The organism is Dolichospermum flos-aquae CCAP 1403/13F, assembly GCF_012516395.1.
GTDB lineage: Bacteria > Cyanobacteriota > Cyanobacteriia > Cyanobacteriales > Nostocaceae > Dolichospermum > Dolichospermum lemmermannii.
This window is the reverse complement of the sequence record NZ_CP051206.1, coordinates 19010-34817: the sequence shown is the minus strand read 5'-3', so window position 1 is coordinate 34817 and position 15808 is coordinate 19010. Positions and strand designations below refer to the sequence as shown.

Sequence of the window (15808 nt, the reverse complement as noted above, 5' to 3'; positions counted from 1 at the left end):
TCATTGGAGATGAAAATTATATGACTCTCACAATTAACAACTTAGAAAAAATAGAACAAATATTACAAGATGATGATAACGACTATCAAATAGAACTACAAGAAGGGAATATTTTAATTATGGGTCCATCGGATATAGAATCTAGTGAAATTGGTGCTGAGTTCATATATTTGCTAAAATTATGGACTAATCCTCGTAAATTAGGGCGAATATTTGACTCCAGTGGTGGGTTTATTATGCCAAATACTGATTTACGCGCTCCCGATGTTTCCTTTGTGTCCGCCCAAAGATTAAAACGGACTGTGAGAGATTTTGGTAATTTAGTTCCTGATTTAGTAGTAGAAATTAAATCAAAAACTGATAGAGTTGCTAAATTAGAAGATAAACTTAAATTATTTTTAGAATTAGGTGCAAAGGTAGCAATTCTCATCAATCCTGATGAATTAACTGTTGCTGTTTATCGTCCTGATGGTAAAATTACGTTGTTAACAGAAGATGATAAATTAACTGTAACTGAATTATTTCCTGGTTGGGAAATTGCTATTTCTGAATTATGGCCACCTGTGTTTGAATAAGTGTTTATATCCTCAATTTTTGATGTTAAATCATAAATATACCACTTCCTATACTGAACAACGAGATCCCCGACTTCTTAGAGAAGTCGGGGATCTGACTCTATTCAGCAAGCGACAAAGTTAGTTAAAATAATCAACTAACACCAAAACAGAAACAAGCCGAAAACTCATGGCAGATCAAATGCAGTGGACAAATGCCCTATCAACTCGTCCTTCCTTAGAAGCGGCTATTAACGATGTCGTAGAACAAGCAGTGGCATCTTTAACAGCACCAGCACATTTAGGGCTGGTATTCATTTCTTCTGCCTTTATGAGTGAGTATTCCCGGCTGTTGCCGTTATTGGCGGAAAAGCTTTCTGTACCTGTATTAGTTGGTTGTAGTGCTGGGGGTGTAATTGGCAGAAAACAGCCAGGAGAAACCGAAGAAATAGAAGCAGAACCAGCCCTGAGTCTGACTTTAGCCCATCTTCCCGGTGTCGAAATCCGACCTTTTCATATTGTCGCCGAAGAATTGCCAGATTCCGATAGTTCCCCCACCGCTTGGATTGATTTGCTAGGTGTGCCACCTTCCGTAGTCCCTCAATTTATTCTCTTGTCTAGTCCCTTTGCTTCAGGAACGAATGATTTATTGCAGGGTTTAGATTTTGCCTATCCGGGTTCGGTGGTGGTAGGAGGACAGGCCAGCAGCGGCTTTATGAATGGTCGTGTGGGCTTATTTTGTAATGATAAATTGTATCGGGAAGGTACGGTAGGCATCGCTTTAAGTGGCAATATCGTCTTAGATACCATTGTAGCCCAAGGATGTCGTCCCATTGGTGAACCGTTGCAAGTCACCAAAGCGGAACGGAATATTATTATTGAGTTAGATGAAAAAGTCCCATTGGTGGTATTGCGAAATTTAATTAGTAGTTTAAGTGAAGAAGATCGAACTTTAGCACAACATTCTTTATTTGTAGGTTTAGCAATGGATGAATTTCGGCTAAATTTACATTCAGGGGATTTTTTAATTCGCAATATTTTAGGAGTAGATCCTAATGCTGGGGCGATCGCAATTGGCGATCGCATTCGTGCCGGACAAAGGTTACAATTTCATCTGAGGGATGCCGAAGCATCAGCCCAAGATTTAGAAATTTTACTGCAAGAATATCAAAGTCAAAATGCCAGCGAACCATCTCCCGTCGGCGCTTTAATGTTCACCTGTTTAGGACGAGGAACAGGACTTTATGGCAAACCTAATTTTGATTCTCAATTATTTAGCCGATACCTCCATGATTTACCAATGGGTGGCTTTTTCTGCGGTGGTGAAATCGGTCCAGTCAGCGGCAGAACTTTCCTCCATGGTTATACTTCTGTATTTGCTATTTGTCGTTCTCTTGGGGAATAGGAGTCAGTTGTTAGTAGGGGCGAAGCATTTGGAAGATAAATTATCGGTCATTGCCAAAAATAGTTCTCCAAATGCTTCGCCCGTACAGTTGTCAGTTGTCAGTAGGAAGAAAATTACCAATTACCAATTACCCATTACCAATTACCAATTACCAATTACCCATTACCAATTAAAAGCGTACTATGATTATCAATTAAAGCTGTATTCCCATCATTAACCGCACTATATTCTTCGATATAACGACGGACATGAATAGGAAAATGTGGATATTCTAACATAGCATCACCATCGGCAATAGTTGCCCAAAAATCCCGTAAACCGGGAGCTAGTGTTTGTGCCTGTGCTAGTGGTAAACTTAAAGGTGGTAAAGTCAATAATTTGAGGACAAAAGGATAAGAGCGATCGCCCATCCATTGCCGTGATAATGTTTGTAAATTGGGAAAATCTGGCACTGATTCCACACGATGAGAAACAACTTGTAAGGATTCGTTACCCAATTCATCGCGGTTAAATTCTAATACTCGATAAGGATGAGGATAGCTGACTAAAGAACCCGTGGTAATATCATATATTCCTTCTGCATAAGCAATATCTTGAACGTGCAAATGTCCTGTAAATACTAACTTAACTCCATAGCGTTGTAATAATGTCCGCAGTTCTGCTGCATTTTCCAGCATATAACGATTTGCCATCGGATGATTTGATTGATTAGGTAAATGTTCAACCACATTGTGATGGATCATTACTAAAACCAATTCATCTTTAATGCTTGCTAATTCCCGTTCTAACCACTGGAATTGTTGACTATCTAACCGTCCTATTTGCTCACCTTGATCATTAAATGAGTTAGAATTAAGACCGATTAACCTCACTCCTGGGAATATCTGCCGATTGTAATAATGTTGTTGAGGATTTTCATAACCAAATTGTTGGTAATAATAGGGAAAATCTGCAAAACCAATTGATTGTTCATTAGCCATTAAAACAGGGAGATCATGATTACCAGGAATCACATAAGATGGAAAAGGTAATTGTGATAACCTGTTTTGTAACCAATTGTGATTTGCTGGTTCACCATGTTGGGTTAAGTCTCCAGGGATCAACAAAAAATCTAAATCTAATTGGGTTAAATGTGCTAATACACTATCAAAAGCTGGAATACTCACTTCCACCAAATGAAAGCGACTAGGATGATCCCAGATGGTTTCAGGAAGCGCAATGTGTAAGTCGCTAACTATAGCAAAACGAAAATTGAGTTTCATTGATTTTAAGAAAATGTTAAAAATAAAGTTGCAAAAATTCTTATTCTTAAAGTATAACCCTCACTGTGTATACCTGTGTAGGAATATTTAGACTTAATAATATTTATATACATTTGTTTAGAATTGTTGTTTTTTTTAAGGAGAGTAAATTTTGTCACCTGTTCGAGTTCGTCAGCACGTTAACCCCCTTGCGAGTAAGTTCCAAACCCCAGCCGCTTCTCCAGAATGGCAAAAGATTTATATCCAACAAAACCTACCTCTACACTTAGATATCGGTTGTGCTAGAGGTAGATTTGTCCTCAAAATGGCACAGGTAGAACCAAATTGGAATTTTTTAGGTTTAGAAATTCGAGAACCGCTAGTAGTAGAAGCAAATAGAATCCGCGACGAAATGGAATTAACAAATTTGCATTATCTGTTTGCAAATGTGAATAATTCCCTAGTTTCCTTATTATCAACATTACCTGTAGGAAGCTTGCAAAAAGTTACAATTCAATTTCCTGATCCTTGGTTTAAAAATCGCCATGCAAAACGTCGGGTAGTGCAACCAGAATTAGTCACAGAATTAGCAAAATATTTAACAGTTGGTGGTATTGTTTTCCTGCAATCTGATATAGAATTTGTAGCAGTAGAAATGTGCGATCGCTTTCATGAACATCCTGCATTTGAAAAGCTAGGAACAACAACATGGTTAGCCGAAAACCCCCTTCCTGTCCCCACAGAACGGGAAATAGCCACTCAAAACAAAGGTGAACCAGTTTATCGGGCTTTATTTAGAAAACTATAATCCGAGATCCTGGGGGAAACGATGCCGAATTTTGTCAGCGGGAATGGGGCGCATCTCTAACAGACATTCGCTGTAGCTGGGTCAGGTGCCGTCTTGTGTCAATGACTGATTGCAAAGATTCATGGACTTTTCTACTCCCTGTTTGAAACTAAATTCAACACACTCAACGACAAAGTTTAAAACTTGAGACATGACTTTATTCTCAGTGGCAGAAAATCGCCCTAAAACATGAGAAACAGTATGAGAATTATCCCCATCTATTGCGTTCTTCGGTTTACCTATACCAATTCTTAATCTAGGAAAATTTTGGGTATTCAGATGAGAAATAATACTTTTCATGCCATTATGTCCACCCGCAGATCCAGACAACCGCAGGCGAGTTTTGCCCAAGGGTAAATCTAGATCATCATAAATGATTAAGATTGATTCAGGCGGTATTTTGTACCAATTGGTTACGGCTTGAATAGCTTGTCCTGAAAGATTCATATAGGTTAAGGGTTTGAGTAACCGAATTTTCCCCTTACCTGCGGCATTCCCTTCGCCAAATTCTCCTTGAAACTTGCGATTTTCAGCTAGAGAAATTTGCCAAGCCCGAGCTAGGGTATCTATAGCTGCAAAGCCAATATTATGACGAGTTTGGTCATATTTAGGCTCTGGATTTCCCAGTCCGACAATTAGCTGGGGAATCACCACAGCCGTTGGTTTTACTTCTTCATCTTTCATCCTTGTACGTTTTCTGACTGGGTTTTTCCAGCTTCAATGTGTTTATGCTCTAATTCAGCGGTTGTTTTCACAGTTTCTTTCAATTGTTCAGATTCTTTTTTGAACTCGCTTTGAAATTCATTAGAGGCTTCTTGAAAACTGCGAATAGTTTTCCCCAAACTGCGACCAATTTCTGGTAACTTCTTCGGTCCAAAGATTAATAATGCAACTACCATAATGACACCCATTTCTGGTAAACCGATACCAAATATATTCATTTTGCTCTCCTATAGACTGAAAAACCGCCACAACTACTCTACAGCTTTGGGGTTTAGACTAATTTTATCGCTATTTTTAGGTATTTTTTTGAATAATAAAAAAACTGGGATAAGCCAGGTAAAGTTTTATACTGCTCGGTCAAAGGTAAAAAGTTGTTATATCGTAGGTTGGGTTGACGTATGTTACCCAACAAAATTCTCGATCATGTTGGGTTTTGCTGTCGCTCAACCCAACCTACATTTCCTTAACCGAATAGTATTAGGGTAGATGCTAATTATCAGCTTGATGACTGGATAGCCATTAGCCGCCTAAACTGCGCCAATCAACAAGCACGTCCTGAATTAACAGAGACTTGTTATAAACTTGCAGGATAATTAGCAGAAATACCAAAAATAAACCCATAAACACACCCATTAAAGGTGTTGTTCCCCAACCTGGAGACACTTTACCATACTCAGCATTTAAGGGTCTGAGAATATCTCCTAACTTAGTCCGTTGTGCCATAGTTCACCTAAGAATTAGTTACCAAAGCTTTTTTAAATTTTTTCAGACATTCCCAAACCTTTACAGGCTGGGGATTCTTGGTTTAAACTTACCTGTTTTCGATTGACCTAATCACAGGTTTAACAGTTCGCATTTACTCATGTCTTTGTCACGAATAATTACCCAAGCTTTTATCCAGTGGTGGATAAGTTCCCGGTTGTCTCACGGTACATGGATGAATCCAAAAGCTGTTCTTAAATTATCGCAGTTTGTGATCTTTGTTTAGCGATATTGCTGGAGGTTTTTGCCACATTTACAAAAATACATGATTTTCGGTGTGTTGATGCGGTTATGGAGGAATTAACGAACCGCAGAGGCGCAGAGTACACAGAGGGAAGAGTTAGAGAGAGAGGGCTATGCGTTTGATACCGTCTTTGAGGAGGGGAACGTTAAAGTTGATGAGGAGTCCTAAAGTGCGCTTGGTTATTTTGAGGTAGGAGAGAAGTTGAGCTTCGTGAATGGGGGCTAGGGTTTGCACAGCTTTTAATTCTACAACTAAACAGTCTGCAACTAAAAAATCTAATCTACCTCTACCTACATCATGTCCTTTATATGTCAAGCTTATTGACTTTTCAACCTCATGATGTATACCCCGAATCATAAATTCAACAACCAGTGCTTCCTTATACACTTCCTCCAAAAACCCAGGACCCAAAACCCGGTGTACCTCAATTGCAGCCCCAATAACCTCCCCTGTCAGCCGACTCATCTCCTCTCCTAACTCTCTTCCCTCTGCGTCCTCTGCGCCTCTGCGGTTCGTTTTCATCACATAATCCTTGCAAAAACAACTAATTACCAAATTAACCCAATTATCACCTCTACCAAACCTCTTACCTCCGTGTCCTCTGTGCCTGGAGTGGTTCGTATTCATTATAACTTCTTCTTACACTCTAATAAGAAATGTGTACTGTGTTCTGAAGAAAAAGCCGGAAAATTAGCCTTTTTCATGAAATCCAAAAATCTTAGCCAAGACTCTTGTAATTTTAGAAAATAGGGGTTAAGATATTTCCATGAACCTTAAAGAAGATTTTTGGAAAAAAGCAATGTCAAAAATTATCTACGATGTCATCCAACGCTTTGAGGTTGAAAACGGCGTTCCTCGCTTGGTTTCAACTAATATTCAGGTAATTGAAGGTGGGGAAGATTTGTTATCTTTAGCTACCAGTATTTTGGCTAAACTCGGTTTTTATGAGAAGTTTGATGAAAATAGAACATCTCAATATATAGGTTATCGACTAAAAAATCCTGGTAAGGGTGCTAAACGTTATCAATTAGTTTTAGCTCAACGTAAGGAAGGATTATGTATTTCAATTCCTAAAGATGTTTTAACAGCAAATATTTTGCATCTAACATATTTCACTGATGATGAATTCACTTATGGTTTGCTGGCTAATCTTTGGATTTTACCAAGTCAAGAAGATAGATTTTACGAATTAATGCAAACTCACTACCCAAATCTTTTAGAACTTGGTGAAATAACTGGTTTTATCCCACTTAATCGAAGAGATTTTAGAATTTATAATCGTGATCCTGGTGAAGACATTAATTTAAATAATTGTCATAATTATATTAATTCTCCAGAAGAATTTGATATTGATAAATGGGGAAATAATAGCTGTTATATGGTTATTGATTTATTAGAAGATAAACTTTTTCCTTATACATACCAGGTATGTATTAGTTCTGGTGAAGTTTTAGAAGAGTTTATCACTTACTTTGCAAAAATATTAATGGAGAAAAATTAATGTCTGTAAAACCAAAAAGACTGATTAATCCTTACGAAGAAAGAATGCTAGAGTTTCTGCAAACCTGCATAGATGAGAATTATAAAATTCATACACAGGTAAGCTTATGCTCATTTTGTGAATTAGGTAGCAGCCTTGATAGTAAACTTAGAAATTTCTTTTTTAGCTCCAGTGTAGACGCTCTGATCACAAACAAAGACTATAAACCTTGTTTAGTTGTGGAATTTCAATCTACATATCATGATTCTCATGACGCAAGAGAGCGTGATAATAAAAAATTACATTTACTAACCTTAGCAGGAGTTCCCCTAATTTATTCAAGAATTAAAGACTTTGGATTATTACATCTTTACTCTCAACAGGAAGAAGTAATATTTAATTTATTCACAGGCGAAAAACGCGAAAATGCCAAAGCCTTAATTAGAAACTATTGCGAACCATCTAATTTTTCTAACCTTCTAGCTATAGCATAGTAATTGCTAACTTACCCACCTAGCACTGAAGTGCAAGGCTAATAATAAAAGTCGTCTCAAGACGACTGAAAAAAGAAAAGATATGAGTCCGTTTTAACGGACTTTCGCTATTAGCCTGGGGTTTTAACCCTAGGCGGTTTGTGTAACCAACTACAAATCCTCCTTTCCCCATATCTTCACAATTTATCATCCCCCTCCCTCCAATCATCACCAAAATGCTACAATCTACACCATGCTAGGGGTGCTTGGGAAACCAAGCTGAGATCAAACCCTTAACACCTGAGTCTGGATAATACCAGCGGAGGGAAGCTGTTTATTTGAGGATTGTAATATGCGGACAGAATGGGTAGCCAAGCGACGTGGACAAGCTAACGTATCGCAAATGCACTACGCCCGTCAGGGTGTGATTACTGAAGAAATGGATTATGTAGCAAAGCGGGAAAAGCTGCCTGCTGAACTTATCCGCGCCGAAGTGGCACGGGGACGGATGATTATCCCTGCGAATATTAATCATACTAACTTAGAACCGATGGCCATTGGTATCGCTTCTAGTTGTAAAGTTAACGCCAATATCGGTGCTTCTCCCAATTCTTCTAACTTGCAGGAAGAAGTTGATAAACTCAACCTGGCGGTAAAATACGGTGCTGATACCGTGATGGATTTGTCCACAGGTGGCGGTAATTTAGATGAAATTCGTACCGCAATTATCAATGCTTCACCTGTTCCCATTGGTACAGTACCAGTTTACCAAGCTTTAGAAAGCGTTCACGGCACTATCGAAAATCTCACCGCTGACGATTTTCTCCACATCATCGAAAAACACGCCCAGCAAGGGGTAGACTATCAAACTATCCACGCGGGGATTTTAATTGAACATTTACCTTTAGTGAGAAACCGAATTACTGGTATTGTTTCTCGCGGTGGTGGAATTTTGGCGCGGTGGATGTTGCATCACCATAAACAAAACCCGCTGTATACCCATTTTAACGACATCATTGAGATTTTTAAGAAATATGATGTTTCTTTCAGTTTAGGCGACTCCCTGCGCCCAGGATGTACCCATGATGCGTCTGATGAAGCCCAGTTGGCGGAACTGAAAACTCTGGGAAATCTCACCCGTAAAGCTTGGGAACATGATGTGCAGGTGATGGTAGAAGGTCCGGGTCACGTACCTATGGATCAAATTGAGTTCAATGTCCGCAAACAAATGGAAGAGTGTTCGGAAGCACCTTTCTATGTTCTTGGTCCTTTGGTTACAGATATTGCTCCTGGTTATGACCATATTACCTCAGCTATTGGGGCAGCTATGGCGGGCTGGTATGGGACGGCGATGTTGTGTTATGTGACACCTAAAGAACATTTAGGTTTACCTGATGCTGAAGATGTACGGAATGGCTTAATTGCGTATAAAATTGCGGCTCATGCAGCGGATATTGCGAGACATCGGCCAGGTGCTAGAGATAGGGATGATGAACTTTCTGAAGCTCGCTATAATTTCGACTGGAATCGTCAATTTGAGTTGTCTTTGGACCCGGAAAGAGCGAAGGAATACCACGATGAAACTTTACCAGCAGATATCTATAAAACTGCTGAGTTTTGTTCAATGTGTGGACCTAAATTCTGTCCAATGCAGACTAAGGTTGATGCTGATGCTTTGACTGAATTGGAGAAGTTTTTGGCTAAAGAACCTGTAGCGCAAGGTTAATTAGTGAACAACAAAATCCCCGACTTCTTAGAGAAGTCGGGGATCTAAAACCTTAGTTTGGGGAATCAAAATAAATCTAAAAGCCTTATCAAAATGGAGAAGAGATTAATGAAAATTCATCAATTGATATTCCAAGGATGTGCGCTAGTTATTCTGACTGCATTACCTTCTTTTGCAGAAACAAATAATAAGGTCATTTTAGTTCCGGGTGACAATCTTTTCCTTCTTAAATGTGAGACTATTCAGGATAGTATTGATGCAAATGATAGTATTGCTCCGCGTGGGAGTCTGAATGATAATTTTGAATCAAGATATGATTTATATAGCGTCAAGACTGATCCTGGTAATGTTGTATTCGTTGAACTTACTACTCCCAATAAACAAAACTCTTTTATTCCATTAATTTATATACAAGAGGTTGATAAAAAGACGGGTATGGGAAGTTCCATTTCTGCTGCTAAAGGTTATGCCTGGTATGTTAGTAGAGAAGATGCTAAAAAAACAAATTGGAATTTATATATTTATTCTGCTACCTCTGGCACTTATAATTTAAGAATTGCATACGCTAGACCAAGCATAAATCTTTCTGAATCACAGATAAAAGCGGCTATTATGGATTCTAAAGTTGCGTACATTTTGGGTTATTCGTCATCTTCATCCCATCGCGTTGATATGAACGCTTTATGTAAAAATTAATATTTATAGCATTCTTCCTTTGTATCTTTGCTCCTTTGCGTCTTTGCGCGAAACACAATTCATAAAATTTCTAATGTATGTCTGAGTGCTGCATCTACTAAGGACATTTCTGACCAAAAACCAATAACTTTATCAATTTCTGTATCTAAAACAGTTGCTAGATTATCTGTCATAATCACAGAATCAGTAATTAATCCCGTTTGTTTTCCTTCTGGTGTTGCTATATTCACAAATACTCTGCTAGGGTGTCCAGCACGGGAAACATTACTAGTAATCATAGCTATAATAGTTTGCGATAAACCAGTACCAATATTGTTAGATTGAACAACTAAAGCAGGACGACGTTTAGCAGTTTTTAAGTTTGAGTCTGGGAACAAAACCAGCACTACTGAACCACGATTATAAGGCATCGTAAACTTCCATTTCTGGTTGATCCCAATCTTGTGCAAAACATTGTAATCTAGCTCTTAATTTTGCGGCTTGTTCTTCATTAATTCCGCGAGATGACAAATCTACAGAAGTATTTGCATCAAGAAAAGTTACAATTACTCGCGCTGTATTTATGCCTGTTGGCGTTTCGTTTAGCTCAATTTTCCCGTCTTTGTAAATGCCTTCGATTGACTGTAACATTAGTTTAATTTTTGGGGTAAACTACTTTTAATTTTAAAACCATGCTTTTGGTAGTAACATAATTATTATATAATATTTCTTATTGTTTAAATGGGTGAAGAACAAGCAAATCTTCATCACCTGTAATAATAAATTGAGCTTTGCCACTAACAGCTAATTCTAGATATTTATTATCTTTAGGATCTCGACATTCATTGATTTGTTCAGTAACATTAATAAACTCGATAGTTTCTACTAAATTATCTATTAATTCCCGCCGTCTTTCTAAGGTAATATAACGGTCGAATTTTGGTCTTGATAAAACTTCTTGTAACTCGTCAAAAACAGCAGCACTTAACAAGATAATACCTATATCTTGAGCTTTATCTAAAGCTTGACGTGGTTTACTTCGACTAAATAAAAATGCACTTACGAAAACATTTGTATCAAATACAAAACGGCGTTTATTTATCATCTTGCAAAATAGATTCTAAAATTTCAGGAGTTAAACCATTAGCTTGTGCTTCTTGACTGGCTTTATCCATCGTATTTCTAAGTTTTTGAAGTGCTTCTTTACTATTTTTTAATAAATTTGACTCCATAATCAATGCTAACTTTAGCTGAATTTGTTCCTGTTCTTCCTTAGTGCTGCGACGATAAGCTTCAGCAATATTTGATGGTACTTTGATGATTATTTCTTCTATTGTATTCATATTCTTACCATGTTTAGTCCTTCTATCTGACAATTATAATCTAATTTTTAAATTGCTGCTGATTTTTGTAAATTAGTTTAACTTGTGGGGGTAAACCACTTTTCAAACTATGCTTTTGGTACTATAATAATTATTATACAATATTTTTTATGTTTAGTGTAATTTTTGATATAATTAAATGACTCGACAATCCCATGATCAATTCGCTAAAGAATATCTAGAGGAATTATTAACACCTCTAGGAACAATTAAAAAAAGTGAAAAGGTTAAAAGTGAAATTCAAGAAATTGATGTTTGGTTTGAACCCTTTTCTGATCAAAATCAGGAAAATCTACCTTTAGGTTTATTAGGGAAGATGGCTAAAACTCAATGTTTATTTGAGCCTTTTCGCAATCCACCATCGGAAATAGAAATTCGCAGTTGTTTACTTAAATTATATGCCGTTCATGGTGATGTAGTTAGGAAAGCAAAACGCGAAAACAGAAATATTGCTGAATCAGAATTACCGATTTTATGGATTTTAACACCAACTTTTTCATCTCGGATGATTGCGGGTTTAGGTGCAAATGAAATTGTAGAAGATTGGGTTAAAGGTGTTTATTTTCTGCCGAATATCCTGAAAACAGCAATAGTCGCTATTCATCAATTACCAGTAAATGAGGATACGTTATGGTTGAGAGTTTTGGGGAAAGGAGGAACACAAAAAAGAGCAGTTGAGGAGTTAACTGAGTTACCAGAAAATAACCCTTTTCGAGAGAATTTGTTAGAAATTTTAGCGGACTGGCGCAAGAATTTAGAATTGAGAGATAATTTAAGTAGGGAAGAAGAGGAAGTAATTATGAACTTATCACCAGCTTATTTACAACAAATAGAAGACTGGAAGCAAGAAGGAAAGCAAGAAGGTAAGTTAGAAGCAGAACTTTATTTTATAACTTCTCTTCTGGAAGGGCGTTTTGGTAGTTTGGATGCTGAGTTATCTGGTTTGGTGGAAAAGATTGCTAATATTCCTATTTCTGAACGCACTCAGTTACTTCTTTCTTTGGGTAATTTATCCCGTGAGGAGTTGTTACAAAGATTGAGTAATGAGGAAAGTTAGGGTAGTATATTTTTTGTTTAGCAGTTTGAGGAGATTTCCCAAACTGCTGATGCTTTGGCTGAGTTGGAGAAGTTTTTGGCGAAAGAACCTGTAGCGCAAGGTTAAGCTCATTTTTGTTAAACATCGTTATTGGGTTAAACTTAGTAACAATATTTTTGGGAAATCAAAAGCTATAAATTATGGATAGATTGTATAAGCAATGAATATTTTTAATCCAAAGTTAGTGTTGTCTCTTGCAAATGAACCAGAAGATTCTGATGAGTTTAATTGGTGGGTTCAACAGCAAGACATTTTCCCTTTTTTAGAACATGAAATCCTGGATGAACATATTATCTTATATGCTTCATTACCTCATGTTTTTATTAATTCAGTTCTGATCCCAGGAGTTGTTTTGGACGATTCTAGCATTCAAGATTTATTAAAGTGGCAACACTCTCCTAATTCATTATGGAGTCATGTATGCTCATCAGATGAAATTTGGATTGAATCCCCATTGTCAAACGCAGGCAGTGAATTATTAAGCAAAGGTGAGCAAATCATATTTGAACGTTCATTTGATGGTGATAAGTCAAAACATCAATACTATGAAATAGAGCAAAAAATTACTCACATTCTAGATATTCACTTTATGTTGGAAAGAAATTCCTGGTGCAAGTTAGATAGGTTTGGAGATATTGAAGATATTGTTAAAATAACTAGAAATGAAACAGGCATCTTGATTTCTATGCAAAAACAGGCACTAGGATATTATGCTAGTTTATCAGGTACAAAACTTCTCCGTATGTTCGATTTTACTCGCTATAAAAGTAAGAGCTTTTGGGGATGGAATGGTGACAATGAATCATTATTGCAAAAATCCGATGCTATTTTTAGCAGGCTTGTAGTTTATCCTGGCTATGGCAGTTACTCAAGAGGAATTCAGGTCGCTGATATTAGAATACCTCAAGAGGAGATAATTAGGCAGTTTTGGGGAGAACCCGTCACTGACAGTGGAAAAAAATACGCAACATATATTGCACATGATTGGAAAAACAAAGTCGTCAAGGAGATATCTTGCAATCCATCATGTTTAGCGAATTATTTTACAGAGTCAAATATTCCATTTGAGATAACACCTGCATTTTTTAGACCAGAAGTATTATCCAAATATAAAAGTGATCGAGAGAAGTATCAATTAGAAAGTAATTCTATTAGTTGTAGAGGTGCATGGTATCTAAAAACCTTTGATATTAATGAAGCGGGGCAGGTACATACTTATTTAATTTATCTTAGTCAGCTTCCATATGAAGAACAGTTACATTGGAAACAATACAATGAAAAACCTAAATCACCTCTCTCAGAGCGAGCAATCAAGAGAGATTTTGAAGGGCAATTCTATCAAAAATATGACCCTCTACCTAGCTTAAAACATAAACTCTATAAACTTGATCGCTTGAATGTACAGTGGTGGAAATTAAGAGATCGGAATGCTCCCAACAAAGTACATTACCCTTATACAGCCTCGAAAGATGAATGGGCTGAAGAAATATTGAACCTTGATCAGCTTTTAGTTGAAGGTTTTGAGGAGAAATGGTTGAGGAATAAGGTAAAAAACTTGGGAAGAAATCCAGAAGCTAAATTTCGATCATTGAAACTTATCGAGGAGTGTCTTATTGGTGTTAATTTTGATGAGGATCATGCTCGACAAATAACGAGTTCATTTCACAAAATACATGATTTACGTAGCAAACTTAAAGGGCATACATCTGGTCAAGAAGCTGAAAATATTAGGAAAGCTTCATTGGCAAATTTTGGAAGCTTTTATAAGCACTTTGAACATATAGGGCTACTATTTGATTTTTGAACAAGCTGTAAACCGTAAACCCCATCGAATCAACGATTGAGTCTCAGTATAATGAACAACAATCAAACCGGATTCCTATATATGTTCTGAGTGTGATGAAAGCTTAGAAATAGTGATAGAAGCATTTAAAGATTTTAATTAGAATATCTTGAGTAAGAATACTAACAATAGGTTGGTACGGATGGTCTAGAATAACATTTCTTATAAGATACAAGATCAGGTTGACACAAGAACACCAAATTTTTTCAAGGTTTATTGTGATTGATGTACACAAATTATGTTATTTAACCCAGGTTAGAAAAAATGAAGAAACTAATAAATCAGTGCTTGTGTGATTTTGGGGAGTGCGATCGCTTGTAGGATAATTTTGGGGAGTGCGATCGCTTATAGTGTAATTTTGGGAGAGCGATCGCTTGTAAGGTGATTTTGGGAGTGCGATAGCGAAGCGCTCCGTAGGAATCGCTTTGAGATAAAGTAATTATTTACCTACTATTACTAATTTCCACAATCATTTCTCCTTGCTGTAATTGTTCCAAAGCATCAGGTAAAGTAATGATCAGAAGTTGACGCAGATTGCGATTCGTCACATTTCCACAAGTTAACCAAAGGATTTGAGGAGGTATTCCTAACCGACAAACCAAATCAACAAAATCACTGTCTTTCGTCATGATTATGACATTAGCGATTTTTGCAGCTTCAAAAATTTCGATATCTTTAGCATCACGTAAACCAATATCTCTTAATGAAAATGCTTCTATAGCAAAAGTATCTGTTACCCAAATTGCCAATGTTGCTGGTAACTGTGCATCAATCCAAATTTTCATGCTGTCAACCGCACAAAATCAGTCCGTCGTGCAGCAAACACAAGACAAGCTTGGATATCTTCTGGTTCTAAATCAGGAAAGTCTTCTAAAATTTCGCTAACGCTGACATTTTCGGCTAACATTTCTAAAATGTCGCTAACTCTAATTCTCATTCCGCGAATGCAAGGACGACCCCCACATTGACCAGGAATTTGCGTAATCCGATTTAATAATTCGTTCATTGAGTTAATTAGTGATTTTCATAAAGAATGCTGAATCAGAATTACCGATTTTATGGATTTTAACACCAACTTTTTCATCTCGGATGATTGCTGGATTAGGAGCAGTTGAAATTGCAGAAGATTGGGTTCAAGGTGTTTATTTTCTACCGAACATTCTGAAAACAGCAATAGTTGTTATTCATCAATTACCAGAAAATGAGGATACGTTATGGTTGAGAGTTTTATCTCGTTCCCAGTCTTCGACTGGGAATGCCCTCAAGAGGCTCTGCCTCTGCTATCATTGGGAGCAGAGCCTTCTAAAATTCATTCCCATACAGAGTATGGGAACGAGAAAGAAGTCGGGGATCTAAA

Annotated in this window: 22 protein-coding genes and 1 riboswitch; of the genes, 11 read left to right on the top strand and 11 right to left on the bottom strand. The window is 37.2% G+C overall.

The genetic code is table 11. The features are described 5' to 3' along the window. Nucleotides 1-20 precede the first annotated feature (20 nt). The 3 genes from HGD76_RS00195 (at nt 21) to HGD76_RS00185 (ending at nt 2176) form a co-directional block, all read left to right on the top strand. Nucleotides 21-575: a Uma2 family endonuclease gene (locus HGD76_RS00195; protein WP_168694580.1), complete on the top strand. Its 555-nt coding sequence runs from the start codon at nt 21-23 to the stop codon at nt 573-575. Between the two features lie 169 nt (nt 576-744). Beyond that, on the top strand, nt 745-1959 hold the full coding sequence (locus HGD76_RS00190) for an FIST signal transduction protein (protein WP_168694579.1): 1215 nt from the start codon (nt 745-747) through the stop codon (nt 1957-1959). Between the two features lie 7 nt (nt 1960-1966). After that, the gene (locus HGD76_RS00185; protein ID WP_168694522.1) at nt 1967-2176 is read left to right on the top strand and encodes a hypothetical protein; all 210 of its coding nucleotides are present in this window, start codon (nt 1967-1969) and stop codon (nt 2174-2176) included. On the opposite strand, the gene HGD76_RS00180 is transcribed toward HGD76_RS00185, so the two are convergent. Beyond that, nucleotides 2115-3221 carry a metallophosphoesterase family protein gene (locus tag HGD76_RS00180; protein ID WP_168694578.1) on the bottom strand — a complete coding sequence of 369 codons (1107 nt, stop codon included), beginning with the start codon at nt 3219-3221 and terminating at the stop codon, nt 2115-2117. The two genes, HGD76_RS00185 and HGD76_RS00180, sit on opposite strands and share 62 nt — an antisense overlap. Before the next feature lie 151 nt (nt 3222-3372). Here HGD76_RS00180 and trmB point away from each other — a divergent pair, with 151 nt between their 5' ends. Next, the gene (gene trmB, locus HGD76_RS00175) at nt 3373-4008 is read left to right on the top strand and encodes a tRNA (guanosine(46)-N7)-methyltransferase TrmB (RefSeq protein ID WP_168694577.1); all 636 of its coding nucleotides are present in this window, start codon (nt 3373-3375) and stop codon (nt 4006-4008) included. An 81-nt stretch (nt 4009-4089) separates the two neighbouring features. On the opposite strand, the gene pth is transcribed toward trmB, so the two are convergent. The 4 genes from pth to HGD76_RS00155 all read right to left on the bottom strand — a co-directional run bounded on the left by pth (nt 4090) and on the right by HGD76_RS00155 (nt 6298). Beyond that, nucleotides 4090-4731 (bottom strand): aminoacyl-tRNA hydrolase, encoded by a 642-nt coding sequence (gene pth, locus HGD76_RS00170; protein WP_168633589.1) that lies wholly within the window; start codon nt 4729-4731, stop codon nt 4090-4092. Then, nucleotides 4728-4988: a TatA/E family twin arginine-targeting protein translocase gene (locus HGD76_RS00165; protein WP_168694576.1), complete on the bottom strand. Its 261-nt coding sequence runs from the start codon at nt 4986-4988 to the stop codon at nt 4728-4730. The genes pth and HGD76_RS00165 overlap by 4 nt, the downstream gene beginning before the upstream one ends. A gap of 301 nt (nt 4989-5289) precedes the next feature. Further along, nucleotides 5290-5493 (bottom strand): photosystem II reaction center phosphoprotein PsbH, encoded by a 204-nt coding sequence (gene psbH, locus HGD76_RS00160; protein ID WP_015078233.1) that lies wholly within the window; start codon nt 5491-5493, stop codon nt 5290-5292. Nucleotides 5494-5872: 379 nt separating this feature from the next. Then, entirely contained in the window at nt 5873-6298 is a 426-nt protein-coding gene (locus tag HGD76_RS00155; protein WP_168651636.1) for a GxxExxY protein, read from the bottom strand. 244 nt (nt 6299-6542) lie between these two features. Between HGD76_RS00155 and HGD76_RS00150 the strand changes: the two genes are divergently transcribed. The 4 genes from HGD76_RS00150 to HGD76_RS00135 all read left to right on the top strand — a co-directional run bounded on the left by HGD76_RS00150 (nt 6543) and on the right by HGD76_RS00135 (nt 10151). Then, nucleotides 6543-7277, top strand: coding sequence for a hypothetical protein (locus HGD76_RS00150; protein WP_168651637.1), 735 nt, complete (start codon nt 6543-6545; stop codon nt 7275-7277). Further along, nucleotides 7277-7750 carry a DUF2726 domain-containing protein gene (locus HGD76_RS00145; protein WP_168651638.1) on the top strand — a complete coding sequence of 158 codons (474 nt, stop codon included), beginning with the start codon at nt 7277-7279 and terminating at the stop codon, nt 7748-7750. The genes HGD76_RS00150 and HGD76_RS00145 overlap by 1 nt, the downstream gene beginning before the upstream one ends. A 227-nt stretch (nt 7751-7977) precedes the next feature. Continuing rightward, nucleotides 7978-8074, top strand: a riboswitch (TPP riboswitch). A gap of 7 nt (nt 8075-8081) precedes the next feature. Beyond that, nucleotides 8082-9455, top strand: a complete 1374-nt coding sequence (thiC, locus tag HGD76_RS00140) for a phosphomethylpyrimidine synthase (protein ID WP_168694575.1) — start codon at nt 8082-8084, stop codon at nt 9453-9455. Nucleotides 9456-9563: 108 nt separating this feature from the next. After that, entirely contained in the window at nt 9564-10151 is a 588-nt protein-coding gene (locus HGD76_RS00135; RefSeq protein ID WP_148759823.1) for a hypothetical protein, read from the top strand. Between the two features lie 59 nt (nt 10152-10210). On the opposite strand, the gene HGD76_RS00130 is transcribed toward HGD76_RS00135, so the two are convergent. The 4 genes from HGD76_RS00130 to HGD76_RS00115 all read right to left on the bottom strand — a co-directional run bounded on the left by HGD76_RS00130 (nt 10211) and on the right by HGD76_RS00115 (nt 11473). Continuing rightward, nucleotides 10211-10561: a type II toxin-antitoxin system PemK/MazF family toxin gene (locus tag HGD76_RS00130; RefSeq protein ID WP_168694574.1), complete on the bottom strand. Its 351-nt coding sequence runs from the start codon at nt 10559-10561 to the stop codon at nt 10211-10213. Further along, entirely contained in the window at nt 10551-10781 is a 231-nt protein-coding gene (locus HGD76_RS00125; RefSeq protein WP_137908734.1) for a hypothetical protein, read from the bottom strand. The genes HGD76_RS00130 and HGD76_RS00125 overlap by 11 nt, the downstream gene beginning before the upstream one ends. 79 nt (nt 10782-10860) lie before the next feature. Further along, entirely contained in the window at nt 10861-11235 is a 375-nt protein-coding gene (locus HGD76_RS00120; RefSeq protein ID WP_210967685.1) for a putative toxin-antitoxin system toxin component, PIN family, read from the bottom strand. After that, nucleotides 11225-11473, bottom strand: coding sequence for a hypothetical protein (locus HGD76_RS00115; RefSeq protein WP_039203265.1), 249 nt, complete (start codon nt 11471-11473; stop codon nt 11225-11227). Before HGD76_RS00115 ends, HGD76_RS00120 begins: the two co-directional genes overlap by 11 nt. Before the next feature lie 178 nt (nt 11474-11651). On the opposite strand from HGD76_RS00115, the gene HGD76_RS00110 reads away from it, so the two are divergent. Together HGD76_RS00110 and HGD76_RS00105 are read left to right on the top strand one after the other, a co-directional pair. After that, nucleotides 11652-12569 (top strand): RpnC/YadD family protein, encoded by a 918-nt coding sequence (locus HGD76_RS00110; protein WP_168694573.1) that lies wholly within the window; start codon nt 11652-11654, stop codon nt 12567-12569. Between the two features lie 199 nt (nt 12570-12768). Continuing rightward, nucleotides 12769-14412, top strand: coding sequence for a hypothetical protein (locus HGD76_RS00105; RefSeq protein WP_168694572.1), 1644 nt, complete (start codon nt 12769-12771; stop codon nt 14410-14412). Nucleotides 14413-14894: 482 nt separating this feature from the next. Here the strand turns inward: HGD76_RS00105 and HGD76_RS00100 are convergent, their stop codons facing one another. Both HGD76_RS00100 and HGD76_RS00095 read right to left on the bottom strand, forming a co-directional pair. Continuing rightward, a complete protein-coding gene (locus tag HGD76_RS00100) occupies nt 14895-15236 on the bottom strand; it encodes a DUF5615 family PIN-like protein (RefSeq protein WP_148759831.1) in 342 nt (113 codons plus the stop codon). Then, complete coding sequence (locus HGD76_RS00095) at nt 15233-15466, bottom strand: DUF433 domain-containing protein (RefSeq protein ID WP_148759833.1); 234 nt, start codon at nt 15464-15466, stop codon at nt 15233-15235. The genes HGD76_RS00100 and HGD76_RS00095 overlap by 4 nt, the downstream gene beginning before the upstream one ends. A 2-nt stretch (nt 15467-15468) precedes the next feature. Here HGD76_RS00095 and HGD76_RS25045 point away from each other — a divergent pair, with 2 nt between their 5' ends. Next, complete coding sequence (locus HGD76_RS25045; protein ID WP_233466982.1) at nt 15469-15807, top strand: hypothetical protein; 339 nt, start codon at nt 15469-15471, stop codon at nt 15805-15807. Nucleotide 15808: the final 1 nt, after the last annotated feature.